This window comes from Corynebacterium confusum, assembly GCF_030408715.1.
GTDB lineage: Bacteria > Actinomycetota > Actinomycetes > Mycobacteriales > Mycobacteriaceae > Corynebacterium > Corynebacterium confusum.
On sequence record NZ_CP047202.1, the window covers coordinates 1,764,543 to 1,781,049 of the forward strand.

General features: G+C 66.8%; 15 protein-coding genes, 1 tRNA gene, 1 other RNA gene and 1 pseudogene. 6 read left to right on the plus strand and 12 right to left on the minus strand.

The features are described from left to right. Positions 1 to 44: 44 nt before the first annotated feature. From rnpB to CCONF_RS08240, 4 genes are all read right to left on the minus strand, one after another. Positions 45 to 461: RNase P RNA component class A (rnpB, locus tag CCONF_RS08225), an RNA gene on the minus strand. Between the two features lie 43 nt (positions 462 to 504). Beyond that, positions 505 to 1,689: a bifunctional RNase H/acid phosphatase gene (locus CCONF_RS08230; RefSeq protein WP_290222584.1), complete on the minus strand. Its 1,185-nt coding sequence runs from the start codon at positions 1,687 to 1,689 to the stop codon at positions 505 to 507. Positions 1,690 to 1,701: 12 nt separating this feature from the next. Next, on the minus strand, positions 1,702 to 2,421 hold the full coding sequence (locus CCONF_RS08235) for a zinc ribbon domain-containing protein (RefSeq protein WP_290222586.1): 720 nt from the start codon (positions 2,419 to 2,421) through the stop codon (positions 1,702 to 1,704). Positions 2,422 to 2,426: 5 nt separating this feature from the next. Next, positions 2,427 to 3,572: a Nif3-like dinuclear metal center hexameric protein gene (locus CCONF_RS08240; protein WP_290222588.1), complete on the minus strand. Its 1,146-nt coding sequence runs from the start codon at positions 3,570 to 3,572 to the stop codon at positions 2,427 to 2,429. A gap of 111 nt (positions 3,573 to 3,683) precedes the next feature. Between CCONF_RS08240 and CCONF_RS08245 the strand changes: the two genes are divergently transcribed. Then, a complete protein-coding gene (locus tag CCONF_RS08245) occupies positions 3,684 to 4,178 on the plus strand; it encodes a low molecular weight protein-tyrosine-phosphatase (RefSeq protein ID WP_290222590.1) in 495 nt (164 codons plus the stop codon). 53 nt (positions 4,179 to 4,231) lie between these two features. After that, positions 4,232 to 5,215 (plus strand): SURF1 family cytochrome oxidase biogenesis protein, encoded by a 984-nt coding sequence (locus tag CCONF_RS08250; RefSeq protein WP_290226360.1) that lies wholly within the window; start codon positions 4,232 to 4,234, stop codon positions 5,213 to 5,215. Positions 5,216 to 5,233: 18 nt separating this feature from the next. Here CCONF_RS08250 and arsB read toward each other — a convergent pair whose 3' ends face one another. Beyond that, positions 5,234 to 6,283, minus strand: coding sequence for an ACR3 family arsenite efflux transporter (arsB, locus tag CCONF_RS08255; protein ID WP_290222592.1), 1,050 nt, complete (start codon positions 6,281 to 6,283; stop codon positions 5,234 to 5,236). Between the two features lie 102 nt (positions 6,284 to 6,385). On the opposite strand from arsB, the gene CCONF_RS08260 reads away from it, so the two are divergent. Continuing rightward, a complete protein-coding gene (locus CCONF_RS08260; protein ID WP_290222594.1) occupies positions 6,386 to 6,727 on the plus strand; it encodes an ArsR/SmtB family transcription factor in 342 nt (113 codons plus the stop codon). A gap of 88 nt (positions 6,728 to 6,815) precedes the next feature. Here CCONF_RS08260 and CCONF_RS08265 read toward each other — a convergent pair. Both CCONF_RS08265 and CCONF_RS08270 read right to left on the minus strand, forming a co-directional pair. Further along, positions 6,816 to 6,888: transfer RNA gene (locus tag CCONF_RS08265), tRNA-Val, on the minus strand. 81 nt (positions 6,889 to 6,969) lie between these two features. Continuing rightward, positions 6,970 to 7,398, minus strand: a complete 429-nt coding sequence (locus CCONF_RS08270) for a DUF3052 domain-containing protein (RefSeq protein WP_070767799.1) — start codon at positions 7,396 to 7,398, stop codon at positions 6,970 to 6,972. Between the two features lie 291 nt (positions 7,399 to 7,689). Here CCONF_RS08270 and aceE point away from each other — a divergent pair, with 291 nt between their 5' ends. Beyond that, positions 7,690 to 10,443, plus strand: a complete 2,754-nt coding sequence (aceE, locus tag CCONF_RS08275) for a pyruvate dehydrogenase (acetyl-transferring), homodimeric type (RefSeq protein WP_290222597.1) — start codon at positions 7,690 to 7,692, stop codon at positions 10,441 to 10,443. Between the two features lie 90 nt (positions 10,444 to 10,533). Here aceE and CCONF_RS08280 read toward each other — a convergent pair whose 3' ends face one another. After that, on the minus strand, positions 10,534 to 11,547 hold the full coding sequence (locus CCONF_RS08280) for an alpha/beta fold hydrolase (RefSeq protein ID WP_290222599.1): 1,014 nt from the start codon (positions 11,545 to 11,547) through the stop codon (positions 10,534 to 10,536). A 54-nt stretch (positions 11,548 to 11,601) separates the two neighbouring features. Here CCONF_RS08280 and CCONF_RS08285 point away from each other — a divergent pair, with 54 nt between their 5' ends. Together CCONF_RS08285 and CCONF_RS08290 are read left to right on the plus strand one after the other, a co-directional pair. Next, entirely contained in the window at positions 11,602 to 11,904 is a 303-nt protein-coding gene (locus CCONF_RS08285) for an acyl carrier protein (RefSeq protein WP_290222601.1), read from the plus strand. After that, entirely contained in the window at positions 11,901 to 12,674 is a 774-nt protein-coding gene (locus CCONF_RS08290; protein WP_290222604.1) for an HAD-IIA family hydrolase, read from the plus strand. Before CCONF_RS08285 ends, CCONF_RS08290 begins: the two co-directional genes overlap by 4 nt. On the opposite strand, the gene CCONF_RS08295 is transcribed toward CCONF_RS08290, so the two are convergent. From CCONF_RS08295 to CCONF_RS08310, 4 genes and pseudogenes are all read right to left on the minus strand, one after another. Then, the gene (locus CCONF_RS08295) at positions 12,645 to 13,094 is read right to left on the minus strand and encodes a hypothetical protein (RefSeq protein WP_290222606.1); all 450 of its coding nucleotides are present in this window, start codon (positions 13,092 to 13,094) and stop codon (positions 12,645 to 12,647) included. The genes CCONF_RS08290 and CCONF_RS08295 overlap by 30 nt on opposite strands. Before the next feature lie 433 nt (positions 13,095 to 13,527). After that, positions 13,528 to 14,343 carry a serine hydrolase domain-containing protein gene (locus tag CCONF_RS08300; RefSeq protein WP_290222608.1) on the minus strand — a complete coding sequence of 272 codons (816 nt, stop codon included), beginning with the start codon at positions 14,341 to 14,343 and terminating at the stop codon, positions 13,528 to 13,530. Positions 14,344 to 14,379: 36 nt separating this feature from the next. Continuing rightward, positions 14,380 to 15,273: an alpha/beta fold hydrolase gene (locus CCONF_RS08305; RefSeq protein ID WP_290222609.1), complete on the minus strand. Its 894-nt coding sequence runs from the start codon at positions 15,271 to 15,273 to the stop codon at positions 14,380 to 14,382. A gap of 141 nt (positions 15,274 to 15,414) precedes the next feature. After that, positions 15,415 to 16,505: pseudogene (locus CCONF_RS08310) on the minus strand (alkene reductase). Between the last annotated feature and the right edge of the window lie 2 nt (positions 16,506 to 16,507).

A 16,507-nucleotide genomic window follows, 5' to 3' on the forward strand; every position in this document is an offset into this window, starting at 1 on the left:
TCCCGCGCGCCAGTGTGAGCAACGGAAAATGAAAAGGTGTGGGGCGAATGAGCCGGCCTGTGAGCCGGATTCTGTCCGCGCGGGGCGGTTGCCCGTCCCCGGCGTGGTAAACATCCATCTGGGTCGACCATTGCTGGCCGCCTCAAGCAGCTACCTTCAGGCTCGGGCGAGCAGCCCTCAAACACCTGATCGGGCCTGCCCAAAAGGCAGGCCGTGATGCCTTGCTCCCGGTGGGGTTTACCCAGCCACCCCAGTCACCTGGGGTGCTGGTGCGCTCTTAACGCACCGTTTCACCCTTACCTGGATTGCTCCAGGCGGTCTACTTTCTGTTGCACTTGCCCGCGGGTTGCCCCGGGTTGCTGTTAGCAACCACCGTGCTCTGTGGAGTCCGGACTTTCCTCGGTGCCTGCCTGCCCCAACGCGTGGGGCGGTTCATTTGCCGCGTTTACCCGGCCGACTCATTCGCGCGCTTTAGTCTAGTCCGCGCGCGGGCCGGCGTGAAAATTAGCTCTGGCCCGCATCCAGCCCAGACAGGTGGCCGGCGTCGTTGACGCAGCGCACCAGCGTGCCGTCGTCCCAGAACTCCACCTCGGACAGCGAGGCAAGATCCAAAAAGAAGCGATCGAACAGGCTGGGCCCGCCGCCCAGGCCCTGCGCGACAAGCGACTTGATCGGGTTGACGTGGCTCACCAGCACGATGGTCTTGCCCGCATAGCGCTTGACTAGCTTCTCCCGCGCCTGACGCACCCGGCGGTGCAGCTGCTGCAGGGATTCCCCGCCCGGTGTGGACACCGCGGTGTCTTCCAGCCATGTTGCGTGCAGTTGCGGGTCGCGCTCGTGGGCCTGGTTAAAGGTCAGTTTCTCCCAGCCGCCGAAGTCGAGCTCGATGAGCCCGTCGTCGGTGCCCACGTCCAGGCCTAGGACCTCGCCGACGGCCCGGGCGGTTTCCTGGCACCGGCCCAGCGGGGAGGCCACCACCGCCGCGATCTGGCCGTCCTCGCCCGTGCCGAAGCGGCTGGCCAGGGCCTGCGCGGCGGCTAGGGCCTGGCGGCGGCCGAGCTCGGTCAGCGGCGGGTTGGAGTGTCCGGAGTACTGGCGCTGTGCCGACATCTTGGTTTGCCCGTGGCGCAGCAGCACCAGCCGCGTGGCTTCCCCGCGCTCGCCCAGCCAGTCGCTGGGCGCCGGCCCGCCGTGCTCGGTCGTGCCCGCGGCGTCGTCGTCCGTACCCGCATCGCCCTCGATGCCGCCTTCGATGCCGCCGATGATGCCGACCGCGTGGCCGGCGGCCGCCGCGTCCATGGCGTCGTTGGACAGGGCGTCGGCGACCTTGTTCTTGGCGCGCGGCACCCAGGCCAGCTGGAAGTCATCCAGACCGGCTACCAGCTTGTGCGCCTGCATGGCCAGCTTCTGCATGTCGGGGTGCTTGATCTTCCAACGCCCGTTCATCTGCTCGACGACGAGCTTGGAGTCCATGTAGAACTCGACCTCGGTGGCGCCGAGCTCGCGGGCGGCCTCCAGCCCACGCAGCAGGCCGTTGTACTCGGCGACGTTATTGGTCGACTGCGTGCCGACCACGTAGGCGATGGTGCGCAGCACCTCGCGGCCGTCGGCGGCGTAGACCACCGTGCCGGAACCGGCCACCCCGGGGTTGCCGCGGGATCCGCCGTCGGCGTAGATGATTACCTTCATGGCACCGGCCGCCTAGGACTGTCGGATGAGGTAGGTGCCGCACTCGGGGCACTGCGGGACTTCGTCGTCCGGCGCGTTGCGCACCGCGGACTGGTCCGCCGGCGGGAGCACGATGAAGCAGCCGCCGCAGGACTTCTGCGCCTTGAACTCGGCGGCGCCGACGTTGTTTTCGGCGCGCTGGTCGTCGAAAATCCGCAGCGCCTCGCCCGGCAGCTGACCGCGCAGCTGCTCGATTTCCACGCGCGGGGCCGGCTGGTTGGCGGTCGCGGCCTGGGCGGCCTCCGCGGCACGGCGGGCCACGTCGAGCTTGCGGGCGGCCTCGTCGCGCTGCGCGCCCTGGGAATCGCGGTTGTTGCGCAGGGCGTGGATCTCGTTGTGGGCTTCCTGCAGTTCGCTCATCAGGTCAGCAATGCGCGACTTCGCCGCGTAGCGGTCGTGCTCCAAGTCGCGGCGTTTGTCCGGATCCAGCTCGGCGGACAGCTGCTTGCGGTCGTCGCGCTCGCGGGCGCGCAGCTTGCGCTCGTCGGCCTGGATGCGCAGGATCTCGTTTTCCATATCGTCCACGGCCATTTGGGCGGATCCCGCGGAATCCACCAGGCGGGCGTACTCGCGTTCGGCGCTAGCCAGCTCCTCCTGCTCCGGGCTCTGGCGATCCTCGGCGCCGAAGTCGACAGCGCGCTGCAGATTGGCCAGCTTCAGCAGCACGGCCTGGCTTTCAGGTTGCAGCTTCATGTCCTTTATTCTCCTTCCGAATGTAGCGACACGGTCCACGGATCGGTGCGAATCTCTAGGACTTCGCAGTCTAGCCCGGTCTTGCCGGCGACCACGTCGCGGGCCTGGTAAGTCCAGGGGAACTCGCTGGCCCAGTGCGCGGTGTCGATGACCGCGGGGCCGCCGGCGCGCAGGTGCTCGTCGACGGGGTGGTGCCGCAGATCCGAGGTCACATAAACGTCGACGCCTAGTTTAGCCGCCTGGTCCAGGAAGCTATCGCCGGCACCGGAACTAACAGCCACGGTCTGGACGAGCTGGTCCGGATCCCCGGCCGCGCGCACGCCCCAGACGGTCTCCGGCAGGGCGTTAGCCACCTGCTGGGTAAATTCCCGCAGCGTCATCGGCTCCGGCAGGCGGCCCACCCGCCCCAGGCCGCAGGCCTCGTCCAGGTCCACGGGGTTGGCGGTCTCGACGACATCGAAGGCGGGGACCTCGTAGGGGTGGGCATCGATAAGTGCGGCCTGGATGGCGCTGCGCCGGGACGACGGCGCGACGAATTCCACGCGGGTCTCGGCCCCGCGGTGAAGGGTGCCGACCTCGCCTTCGGTGGGGTTGGCCCCCGGCAGAGGCTCGAACTGGCCGGTGCCGGCGATGTCGAAGGAGCAGGCGCGGTAGTTGCCGATCTGGCCGGCCCCGGCGGCAAAGAGGGCCTCCTTGAGGCGGTCGGCAGCGTCGGCCGGTACGTGCACTCCCCACTTGTCCATGACGTCCGGGTCCTTGACCACGATGGGGCGGCCCGGGGTGATGCCGACCAGCTCGGCCAGCTTGTCGTTGACGCCGGGGCGGGCGGAGTCGGCGTTGGTGTGGGCGGCATACAGGGCCACGCCCCCGCTGAGCAGGGTGTGGACGACCTTGCCCTTCGGCGTGTTCGCGGCCACCGAGGTCACCCCGCGCAGCAGCAGCGGGTGGTGGACGACGAGCAGCTGCGCGCCGGCATCGACAGCCGCCTGGGCGACCTCGAGGGTGCAATCCAGGGCGAAGGCCACCTTGGTGACCGGGGCGTCTGGGTCGCCGCAGACCAGGCCGACGGCGTCCCATTGTTCCGCCAGCGCCGGCGGGTAGGCCGAATCCAGGTGGTGGCAGACTTCTCCCACGGTGGCCGTAGTGGTCATACTTTTTATGCTCCTTTAGCGTTGGCAGGTCCTAACGGTATATCCTAACTGCGTTCTACGGTTGTGTAAGCAGCCCCCACTAATCGAGCTAAAGGTGAGAATTCCCCGCTGATGGTTGTTTCTGAGACTGATCCCCGCCTCCACATCGTCTTCGTCTGCACGGGCAATATCTGCCGCTCCCCCATGGCCGAGGTCATCATCCACGACTCCGTGGAGTCCGCCGGGCTTGACGATGCCGCCCGAATCACCTCCTGCGGCCTCGGCGGCTGGCACGTCGGCCAGGGCGCCGACAAGCGCGCCATCGCCGAACTGCGCCGCGGCGGCTACGACGGCAGCTCCCACCGCGCCAGCCAGCTGGCCGCCGAGGACCTGGACGCCGACCTCATCGTCGCCCTGGACACCGGTCACCGGGAGACCCTGCGTCAGCAGGCGCCGGACCCGGACAAGGTCGTCCTGCTGCGCGACTTCGACCCGGATTCCGCCCCGGATTCCTCCGTGGCTGATCCTTTCTACGGCGACGAGGAGGATTTCGCCCGCACCCGCCAGGCCATCGAGGCCGCCGCCGACGGGCTGATGGCTTGGATTCGCGACCATGCCCGTGACTAGACTGGGTATTTGTGGGTACTCGGACTAAGCAGACTGCGCCGGACAGCGAGCCGGTGCGCGCGCGGCAGCAGACGTCGTGGTGGAAGACTTTCCTCAGGCCCAGCTGGGTTTTCCTGCTGCTGTTCGTGATCGTGTTTTCCTACCTGGCCTTCACGGTGTTAGCACCCTGGCAGCTGGGGAAGGACGACGACATCGTCGAGCGCAATGAGCACATCACCGCAGCCTACGAGAAGGACCCTGTCCCCGCCGACGAGATCCTGGGCGACAGCGGCGCCATCGAAGGCGGCGAGGAGTGGTCGCGGGTTATCCTGCGCGGGCAGTACCTGCCGGACGACGAGGTGCTGGTGCGCCTGCGGCCGGTAGCCTCCGGACCGTCCTACCAGTCCCTGGTCCCCTTCCGCACCGACGGCGGCCAGACCATCCTGGTCAACCGCGGCTGGGTGCCGGCCGGCGAGGCCAACGCCGTGCCCGAGATCGCCCCCGCCCCCAGCGGGCCGCAGAAGATCATCGGCATGGTCCGCCGGCACGAGGCCGAGCACTCCTCCGCCCCGGTCGAGCGCGACGGCTACCCCCAGGTCTATTCCATCAACCCGCCCCAGGTAGGCGAGCTTATCGATGCCGACCTTGGCCTCGACTACGTCCAGCTCACCGAGGATCAGCCGGGCGTGCTCAACCCCATCCCGATCCCGCAGATGGACCGCGGCAACCACCTGTCCTACGGCTTCCAGTGGATAGCCTTCGGCATCATGGCCCCGCTGGGCCTGGGCTATTTTGTCTGGGCCGAAATCCGCGAGCGGCGCCGCGTCCGCGACGAAGAAGCCGAGATGGCCCAGCTGGACGCCGCCGACGCGCAAGGTGGCCCGGCCGGTGACCCGGCCGCAGCCGCTGGTTCGACCGCAGCCGCCGAGGCGGAGACCGCGGACGCCAAGGCCGAGGCCGCCGCCGACGCCCACGAGCGCCGCATGCGCGCCCGCTACGGCGGCTCCAAGCCGGACTTCTACTCGAAGTTCGCCAAGCGAAATAAGGAGAGGTTCTAGCGCGCAACGCACGCAAACCTAAACCTCCGCGCGCTCGAAGAGCACCGGGCGTAGCCAGCGCGCGACGAAAACGAGCGCCACGAGGACGGGAACCTCGACCAGCGGCCCGATGGTCCCGGCGAGCGCTTCGCCCGAGGCCGCCCCGAAAGTGCCAATCGCCACGGCGATAGCCAGCTCGAAATTGTTACCCGCCGCAGTAAACGCGACCGATGCCGACTGCTCGTAGCCCATGCCCACGGCCTTGGCCAGCGCCAGTGCCACGGCGAACATCAGCAGGAAGTAGGCAACGAGAGGCAGCGCCACCCGAGCGACCGCCCACGGGTTGTCCACCACCCGCTGGCCCTGGAGGGTAAACAGCAAAACGATGGTATATAGCAGGCCGATGAGAGCCAGCGGAGAAATCTTGGGGAGGAACTTCTCTTCGTACCACGAGCGCCCCTTCGCCCGTTCCCCCACTATCCGGGTGACGACGCCGGCCACCAGCGGGATGCCCAGAAAGACGAGCACGGATCGCACGATGGCACTCAACGAAAACTCCGCGCTGACTGTCTGCCAGCCCAGCCAGCCGGGTAGGACCTCGAGGTAAAACCAGCCGAGGACCCCGAACATCGCGATCTGAAACAGGGAGTTGCCCGCGACGAGGACTGCGGTGGCATCGCGATCCGCGCAGGACAGGTCCGACCAGACCAGAACCATCGCAATACACCGGGCCAAGCCCACGATGATCACACCGGTACGCAGCGCCGGTTCATCGGCCAGGAAAATCCACGCCAGTGCGAACATCAGGGCGGGGCCCACCAACCAATTGAGCACGATGGACAGCCCCATCAGGCGGGCGTCGGCGGCGATCCGCTTGGCCTTGTCGTAGCGCACCTTCGCCAGAGGCGGGTACATCATCACCAGCAGTCCGATGGCGATGGGCAGCGAGACCCCGCCGATCTCCCAGGACTCCAGTGCGCGACTGAGCCCGGGCACCCAGTGGCTTAGAGCGACGCCGAGGAGCATCGCGGCCAGGATCCAGACAGGCAAATATCGGTCGAGGAAGGACATCCGTGGGGCAGAGGGCATGCGTACCAGCTTTCCGAGTCTTTAAATATCGACGTTTATCGATATTAAGCTATCGCGCCGCCCCACCGCGGTCAATAGCACCGGAGCGCTATCCTTAGCACCATGTCCTGTCACACGCCCCCGCACCCCCAGCCCGAGTGTTGCGCGCTTGGCAGCGGGCCGCTCAGCGATGCCGAGGCTAACCGCTACGCCACCACCTTCAAAGTCTTGGGTGATCCCGCCCGGCTGACAATCCTATCTCACCTAGCCGCCGCCGGCTGCCCACCCACGGACGTCACCGCCCTCACCGAGATGCTGGGGATGTCGCAGTCAACCGTGTCCTATCATCTTAAAAAGCTCTGCGACGCCGGCCTCCTCCACCGCCGCCGCCACGGCCGCCGCGTCGTCCACGAGGTCGTCCCGGACGCCTTCGCCGACCTGCGCGGCGTACTCCAGATCGGCTAGGAACGACGAGCCCCACCCCTCGCCAGGTGCCATCCAAGGGTGTTGAGCTGCAAAAGGCCCTCCCGGGTTCGGGAGGGCCTTGGTTCTGTGCGGCCTACAGGGCTCGAACCTGTGACCTATTGGGTGTAAACCAATTGCTCTTCCAGCTGAGCTAAAGCCGCAATACGCGAAAAGCGCTTTACAAAGACTAGCCCGACGCCGCGAGCTAGTGCAAATTCACCCCGCCAGCTGGCGGTGGGGTCTTATTTCTTGGTGTAGCCGCGGCCGACCAGGCAGCTGCCCTGCCAGTCGCCGAGGCGCTCCGCCTTGGTTTGGACTAGGCCGGCCTGCTGGGCGGACTCGGAGATTTCACCCGGGGCGACGGTGCCCGGCTTGCCCGCACCCGGGGTCAGCAGCCAGATGACCCCGCCCTCGCCCAGCGGGCGCAGGGAGTCGACCAGCCCGTCAACCAGGTCGCCGTCCCCGTCGCGCCACCACAGCACGACGGCGTCACACAGTTCGTCATTTTCTTCTTCGAGGAAATCTTCCCCGATAACGTCTTCGACGGATTCGGAGATTGCCGGATCGCAATCCTCGTCCCATCCAAGCTCTAGGGCAACCATGCCTTTGTCGATGCCCAACACCTTCGCGTAGTCAGCATGGTCGTTGGTTACGCCCGCAGCGTCCGCCACTGAAATTGTCCTCCTGTGTGTTTAGGGTCCTGGCGCTTCACCAGGCTGTGTCAGGTAGCACTCTACCGCTTAATACTGCAGTTTTCTCACTGTCGCCCTAATTGTGCCCTAGTTGCGGTTTCCACCTCTTCCCAGCCCGCGACTTAACAGGCTTCACAGATTGACCATTCCCACTGCACAACGGCACAAATAAAAGCGTAGGTACGATTTGCAACAGCCCGGCCCGCGCGCGCGTAGATAAAGCGCGTATTCTGGACGGCAAAGTGCTTAACTTACTTCAGGAGGCTTTTAATGGCTGAAAAGGACGCCCTGCAGGGGGACTCCAACTTCCCGCTGATTCGCGACGGCGTCGCGTCTTACCTGCACGATAAGGACCCGGAAGAAACCCGCGAGTGGATGCAGTCCCTCGACGGCCTGCTGGACTCTTCCGATCCGGAACGCGCCCGCTACCTCATGCTCCGCCTGTTGGAGCGCGCCACCGCTAAGCGCGTGCAACTGCCCGCGCTGACCTCGACGGACTTCGTCAACACCATCCCGACCTCGCTGGAGCCGGAATTCCCGGGCGACGAGGAGCTGGAAAAGCGGTACCGCCGCTGGATCCGCTGGAACGCCGCCATCATGGTGCACCGCGCGCAGCGCCCGGGCATCGGCGTGGGCGGCCACATCTCCACCTACGCCGGCGCGGCCCCGCTCTACGAGGTCGGCCTGAACCACTTCTTCAAGGGCAAGGATGATCCGTCCGGCGGCGACCAGATCTTCTTCCAGGGTCACGCTTCCCCGGGCATGTACGCCCGCGCCTACCTGGAAGGCCGCCTTACCGAGGACGACCTGGACGGCTTCCGCCAGGAGGTCTCCCGCGGCGAGGGCGAGGGCCTGCCGTCCTACCCGCACCCGCGCCTGATGCCGTGGTTCTGGGAGTTCCCGACCGTGTCCATGGGTCTGGGCCCGGCCAACGCCATCTACCAGGCTCGCTTCAACAAGTACCTGGAGCAGCGCGGCATCAAGGACACCTCCAAGCAGCACGTTTGGGCCTTCCTGGGCGACGGCGAGATGGACGAACCCGAGTCCCGCGGCCTGCTGCAGATGGCCTCTCTCTACGAGCTGGACAACCTGACCTTCGTGGTCAACTGCAACCTGCAGCGTCTGGACGGCCCGGTCCGCGGCAACACCCAGATCATCCAGGAGCTGGAGTCCTTCTTCCGCGGCGCCGGCTGGTCCGTCATCAAGGTCATCTGGGGCCGCGGCTGGGACAAGTTGCTCGAGGCCGACAAGGACGGCGCCCTGGTCAACGTCATGAACACCACCTCCGACGGCGACTACCAGACCTTCAAGGCTAACGATGGCGCCTACGTCCGCGAGCACTTCTTCGGCCGCGACGAGCGCACCCTGAAGCTGGTCGAGGATCTCTCCGACGACGAGATCTGGTCCCTGCGCCGCGGCGGCCACGACTACCGCAAGATCTACGCCGCCTACGCGCAGGCGCTGGACAACCACGGCACCGGCAAGCCGACCGTCATCCTGGCCCACACCATCAAGGGCTACGGCCTGGGCCACAACTTCGAGGGCCGCAACGCCACCCACCAGATGAAGAAGCTGACGCTGGAGGACCTGAAGCTCTTCCGCGACAAGCAGGACATCCCGATCTCCGACGAGGAGCTGGAAAAGGATCCGTACCTGCCGCCGTACTTCCACCCGGGCAACGACGCCCCGGAGGTCAAGTACATGCTCGAGCGCCGCAAGGAGCTCGGCGGCTTCCTGCCGGAGCGCCGCGTGGACTACACCCCGCTGAAGGTGCCGGAGCTGTCCAAGCTGCGGTCCGTGATGAAGGGCTCCGGCAAGCAGGAAGTGGCCACCACCATGGCGCTGGTGCGCACCTTCAAGGAGCTCATGCGCGACAAGGAGCTGGGCAAGCGCGTCGTGCCGATCATCCCGGACGAGGCCCGCACCTTCGGCATGGACTCCTGGTTCCCGACGATGAAGATCTGGAACCCGCGCGGCCAGAACTACGTGCCGGTGGACCACGACCTGATGCTGTCCTACCGCGAGGCCACCGACGGCCAGATCATGCACGAGGGCATCTCCGAGGCCGGCGCGTCCGCCAGCTTCACCGCGGCGGCAACCTCGTACGCCACCCAGGGTGAGCCGATGATCCCGCTGTACATCTTCTACTCGATGTTCGGCTTCCAGCGCACTGGCGATGCCTTCTGGGCCGTCGCCGACCAGATGGGCCGCGGCTTCCTCATCGGCGCGACCGCCGGCCGCACCACCCTGACCGGTGAGGGCCTGCAGCACATGGACGGCCACTCCCCGGTCCTGGCCTCGACCAACCCGGCCATCGTCTCCTACGATCCGGCGTTCAGCTTCGAGGTGGCCCACCTGGTCCACCGCGGCATCGAGCGCATGTACGGCGAGGGCGAGGGCGAGAACGTCATCTACTACCTCACCGTCTACAACGAGCCGGTCCATCAGCCGGCCGCTCCAGAGGACCTGGACGTCGAGGGCCTGCACGGCGGTATCTACCACTACAACACCGCCGAGGGCGGCTCCCTGCCGGCCAACATCCTGGCTTCCGGCGTGGGCGTGCACGAGGCCCTCAAGGCCCAGGAGATCCTGGCCCGGGACTACGATGTCAAGGCCAAGCTGTTCTCCGTGACCTCCTGGACCGAGCTGGCCCGCGATGGCGCCCGCCGCAACCAGGAGGCCCTGCGCACCGGCAGCGAGCCGACCGAGGCTTTCGCCACCAAGCAGCTCAAGGACCACGAGGGCCCGTTCGTCGGTGTGTCCGACTTCGCCACGGATCTGCAGGAACAGATTCGCCCCTACGTGCCGGGTACTTACATCGTGCTAGGCGCGGACGGTTTCGGTTTCTCCGATACCCGCGAGGCCGCTCGCCGCTACTTCAACACCGATGCCGAATCCATCGTCGTCGGCGTCCTGGAGGGCTTGGCCCGCGACGGCAAGGTTGACCGCGACGTGGTAAAGAAGGCCGCCAGCGACCTCAAGCTGGACGACCCGACCAGCACCACCCCGAGCGACAGCGAATAATCCCGCTAAGCCGGCAAAAGCCCCACTTCCTAGCGCTTAACAGCGCTGCAGGAGGTGGGGCTTCGTGCTGCCTCGGGCCGAAAGACCGGCTTAGACGTCGCTGTAGTTATCGAGGAGCCGGCTCAGGCACTCGGCGACCTTCTCCGGTTCCTCCAGGATGACCATGTGCCCGGACTCTTCGACGATCTCGAGGTCGGCCTGCGGCCAGTGGTTCAGGATCACCTCGGACTGGCTGCGCGGGGTGACGATATCCAGCCCGCCGACGACGACGGTGCCCGGCAGGCCGGACAGCCGCTCCTGCGCGGCGAACTCGCGGTGCTCCACCAAGTCGTCGAAGAAGCCGACGAAGGAATCCAGTGGGGTGTCCAGCAGCATCGCGGCGTGGAATTGGATGCGCTCCATCCGCGGAAAGCCGGCCGCCAGCAGCGCCAGCACGGGCGCGGCGAACTGCGCGACCTCGTAGCGCATGTTGTTCATCTTCTCCGGCAGGCGGTCGCAGACCTTGTACAGCCCTTGCATCAGCGCCGAGTTCAGCACCAGGGCCACCCCGCGCGCGGAGAACCGGCGCATGGAGGTCGAGACCAGCAAAGCGCTATCGATGCGCCCGTAGGTCTTCTCGTCGCAGCGCCGAATCAGGTTGAGCGCGACCATCCCGCCCAGGGAGTGCCCGACGATGACCAGCCGGCCCTGCGGGGCGCGCTCGCGCACGACGGCGAGCACGTCGTCGGCCGCCGAGCTGATCGAGCAGTCCTCGCTGGGCACCGTGGCCGATTGCCCGTGCCCACGCAGGTCGACCAGGAGGCTTTTGAACCGCGGGTAGTGCTCGCGCAGGTAGTCGACCTGCGCGTAGAAGCTCTCGGCGGCCAGGGTGTAGCCGTGGATGAAGACGACGGTGACGTCGGCATCGTCAGCGCCTGCCTCATACCAGGCGATATCGATGCCGTTGCCCGTGCTGGTCCCCTCCGCCAGCAGGTTGGTAAGCCCGGGCGCAGTGCGGTGATCGTGCAGTTGCTCGTAGGCTTTACGCAGCTGCCGGCGGCCGGACGGCAGGAACCGCTTGCCCCAACTGCGAGCGATGATCTCGGCCTGGTATCTCCTTCTCATGTCGAGTAATAATCCTATCCGAACCGCCGCGTTTGACCTACTAGACTAGGTCCCATGGCCAACGATCTCACCGCGCAACTTCAGGCGCACTTTTCCTCCGGCCCGGCCGAGGAGTCCACTTCCTCGGCGGGCGACACCTACGGCGAGCTGTGCCAGCTCATCGAGTCGGTCACGGGGGTGGATGCCGACGACATCGAGCGCGATAAGCCGCTCGCGGACGTCGACCTGCGCTCGCTGACGATGATCGAGCTGACCGTCAAGGCCGAAGAAAAATTCAAGGTCCGGCTCGACGAGGAGACCGTTCTGGGCTTTTCGACCGTCGGCGATTTCGTGAACTATGTGGAGCAACACCGATGATTTCCTACCTGTCTGACATGGACGGCGTGCTCATCCGCGAAGGCGAGATGGTCCCCGGCGCCGACCGCTTTCTGCAGGCCCTCTACGACAACGGCATCGAGTTCATGGTGCTGACGAACAACTCGATGTCCACGCCGCGGGACCTGTCCGCGCGGCTGGCGAATACGGGTCTGCGCATCCCGCCGGAGCGCATCTGGACCTCAGCGACCGCGACCGCGACCTTCCTGTCCACGCAGGTCAAGGACGGCACCGCCTACGTCATCGGCGAGTCCGGGCTGACCACCGCCCTGCACGAGGCCGGCTGGATCCTCACCGACGCGGACCCGGAGTTCGTCGTGCTGGGCGAGACCCGCACGTATTCCTTCGAGGCGATCACCACCGCCATCAACCTGATCCGGGGCGGCTCGCGGTTCATTGCTACCAACCCGGACGTGACCGGTCCCGCCCCGCAGGGCGTGCTGCCGGCCACGGGCTCGGTCGCCGCGCTGATTACGACGGCCACGGGCCGTCAGCCGTACTACATCGGCAAGCCGAACCCAGTGATGATGCGCTCGGCGCTGAACCACATCGGCGCCCACTCGGAGGACACCGTGATGATTGGTGATCGCATGGACACCGACGTCAAGGCCGGCATTGAGGCAGGTTTGCGCACCGTGCTGGTGCGCTCCGGCATTACTGACGATGCCGAGGTCACCCGCTACCCCTACCGCCCCACGGCGGTCAAGGACTCGGTTGCCGACCTAGCCGGCAACGTCCTCGAACCCTTCTAGCTGCGCGCTAAAGCCATAAGCGCCCGCCAGCTGGCTCAGCTCGGCGGCAAAGTCAGTCAACTCCTCACGGGTGCCGGTGAGCACCTGCCGGCAGCCGACCCCGCAGGGCGTGCCGGTGGCCCGTCCGGCGGCCAGCGCGACGATATTGTCGCCGGGGTAGTCCTTGTGCCAGCGGGTGCACCACTGGGCGGTCAGGGGGTCGTCGCCGGGCACGACGAATTCGGACTCGGACTGGATGACGCGCGCCATCAGGTCCTCGACCACGGGCCGCAGGCCCACGGGCATGCCGGAAATCCGCAGGACCGTAGTCAACGTCGCGGCCGCGGCCGTTCGCGGCACGACCCCGATGGGGCCGGCCGGCCAAGAAGTGGCATCCGCCGAAGACGCGGTGATGCCGGTGGGTGTTACGCATGTACTCAAAGCCGAATCTCCTCCGCGGAGTAGCCCCGCCACCGACTCCCTCCCCGACACAGATATGCCGTGTCGCGCCCGCACGCGGGTTGAAAGCCAGGTACGAGAAGCTGCGCGCTGACAAGCGGAAATCCCTCACGGAACTTCCTGGCGGAACCTCCTGCCAGAAACGCGCAACCGGGGCGTCGTTTAGTGGCGCAAGACGAGCATCGTCTTCCCCAACGAACTCGAATGCGTTACCTGACTTAGTCTCCCCTCACACCCGTCACATCAGCAACTCTAAACCACTACTTCAGTCCCCCGTTTACTCAACCTCAAGTACAACTTGAGCCCCACCCCGGTGGCGTGGGGTCCCCAGGCGCGGGCTGGTCCGACGGGCTGTTCCGGCGGGCTGCTCCGCTGGGACCGAACCACCCCCTAGAGCCTGCCGTCTGCACTGCACTTATTCCGACTGGCCGGTCAGCTCGGCGTAGATGGCCGCGTTGGTCTCGGCCCACAGCGGCTTGGCCCAGTCGCCGAAGTCGCGGTCGGTCAGCGCGACCATGGCGTGCTCTCCTGCTACCCAGAGGTAGGTTCCCGACATCCCGAAGTGCCCCGCGGTCTCCTCCGGCATGTTCTTCCCGGTCCAGTGCGGGTCCTTCGACCCGCGCAGCTCGAAGCCCAGTCCCCACGGGCAGGGCTTGTGCATCCCGTAGCCGGGCACGATGCCGCGCAGCTCCGGATACTGCACCGTCCGCATCTCCTCCGCCGTCGACGGGTCCAGCAGCTGCGGGTTGAGCACCTCGCGGGCGAAGGCGGCCAGGTCGTCGACGGTGGAGACCAAGCCGTGGCCGGCCGAGCCCTCCAACGCGGTACCCTCCATGCCCAGCGGCTCGAGCACGCCCTCGCGCAGATAGTCGGCAAAGTCCATCTCAGCCGCCGCCCCCACGATCTCGGCCGCCCACTCGTAGCCGGCCGAGGAATAGATGCGCCGCTCGCCCACCGGCTTCTGCGACTCGCGGGAATCAAAGCCCACCCCGGAGGCGTGCGTCAGCAGGTGGCGCAGCGTCGAGCCTTCGGGCCCAGCGGCCTGGTCGAGCTCGACTGCGCCCTCCTCGACGGCGAGCATCACCCCGTAGGCGACAACGAGCTTGGTCACCGACGCCACCGGATACCGCCGGCTGGTATCCCCTACCGAATCGACTACCTCGCCGCCGCGCAGCACCTGCGCAGCAACGTTGTCGACGGGCCACTGGTCAAGATGTTCACGCAGACTCATGCCTTCCCAGCGTACCGGGGCCCGGCCGGTCAGGGTTTAAGAGCCGCACGCGGCGGCATCGGGCTGCTCGCCGGCGCCGCGCTGCAGGCCCCACAGGATAAGCGCCTGGGCGGAGGCGTCGCGCGGCAACTGCGGGTGCTCGGGGCTCGCGCCGCAGGTCTCGCCCAGGTCGACGTTGACGACGTCCGCGCCCGCGACCGCCTCCAGCTGCGACGAGCTGTTCGGAGTCACCGTCTTGTCCGCCGGCGAGTAAATCGAGGTGTATTTGACGCCCGCGGTGGTATCCGGCAGGGCGTTGAGCTTTTCGATAAACGGCGAGCCGATCACCTGCTGAATCGCGGCTGTGGAGGCCAAGAAGCCTGCCAGGTTCGGCACGGCGGTGATAATCGGCCCGAGGAAGTCCAGCGCCCCGCCCAGCGTGGTGCCGTGGTAGTTGCCGCCGATGGCCACCACCCGGGCGACCGTGCCCTCGTCGCCGTAGATCTGCTCATAGGTCTTGGTGTGCATCCCGCCCTGGCTGTGCCCGACGAGGTTGACCTTCTCGGCGCCGGTGGCCTGGCGCACGTAGCGGATCTGCTCGGCCACTTCCCGGCCGGACTCATCCAGGTCCCCGATCGCCTTCAGGGAAGGTATGGCGTTCTGCAGGGTGACGTCGTCGGCGCCGTAGTCGAAGGCCCACACGCACATGCCGGCGTCCTGCAGCTGCGGGATGAGACTCTCCCAGTTGCTGGCGTTGTCCGAGGTGCCGTGGAGCAGCACGACGGGCTCGTCCACCTCGCCGGTGGCCTGGCAGGTCGGGTCGTTGATACCGAAGCTTTCGTCCACCGACGTCTCAAACGGCGCTGCCGATGCCGCCACCGCCTGCCCGGCCCCCGCCGCCAGGGTGGCGGCCACGACGGCAGCCACCACTGCCCCACGCTGTGTGCGCATAATATGTCCTTTCCCAAAGAGAGATGCTGAATATAATTCAATTCATCCTACCGCCTGGGAACGCTGGCGGCAGGCCGGACAAAACAGATAGTGCCCGACGTCATGCCCGAAGCCCAGCCGCGGCGGACTCAACCCCGAATGCTAGTCCGCGAAGGGGTAATCCGTGTACCCACGGGCGCCGTTGGCGTAGAAGGTGGCCTGCTCCGGGGTGTTGAGCGCTAACCCTTCCTTCCAGCGGCGCACGATGTCCGGGTTGCCGATGATTTCGCGCCCCACCGAGACGGCATCGACGTAGTCGAGCCGCTGCATGGCCTCGGCGTCGGGCAGCTCGGTCAGCTGGGCAAACCCGTTGTTCATCAGCACGCGCGTGCGCCCGTTGCGGCGGGTGCGGCGGGCCAGGTCGGCGACCAACTCGTCGGTCGGGTCGGAGTGCAGGATGGACAGGTAGGCCACCCCGAGCTCGGCCAGCTCGTCGACGAAGCGGCCGTAGACCTCCGCCACGTCCGCGCGATCGTCTTCAATAACGCCCTGCACGTTGTGCTCCGGGGAGATGCGCACGCCGACGCGGTCGGCGCCGATCTCCTCGACGACCGCCCGCGCCACGGCCAGCGGGAAGCGCAGTCGGTTGTCCGCACTGCCGCCGAAATCATCCGTGCGTTGGTTGGACGACGGAGCCAAGAACTCGTGCAGCAGGTAGCCGTTGGCGTTGTGGATCTCGATGCCGTCCACCCCGGCATCGACAGCCCGGCGCGCCGCGGCCCGGAAATCGCCTACGATGCGCTCCATCTCCGCGATCTCCAGCTCCCGCGGGGTTACCGCGTCCTGATTGCCGTCGAAGGTGTGGATCTGGGCGCCGGAGCAGATGGCGGACGGGGCCACCGGCTCCGCGCCCTCGGTCAGGTCGGGTGGCACACGCGGCCGCCGTGCATGACCTGCATAAACATCACGCCGTCGGCGGCATGGACGGCCTCGGCGACGTGCTGCCAGCCGGCCTGCTGGGTATCGTTAGTGATTCCGGCCTGGCCGGGGAAGGCGCGCGAGTCCAGCGACGGGAAGACGCCCTCCGTCACGATAAGCCCCAACGATGCCCGCTGCGCGTGGTACTGCGCGTGCAGCTCGGTCGGCACGCCGCTGCGCCCGGCGCGCTGGCGGGTCATGGCGGCCATCGTGATGCGGTTGGGCAGGGTGTGGCGCCCGAGTTCTAAGGGCGCGAAAAGATTCGAAGACTCCATGT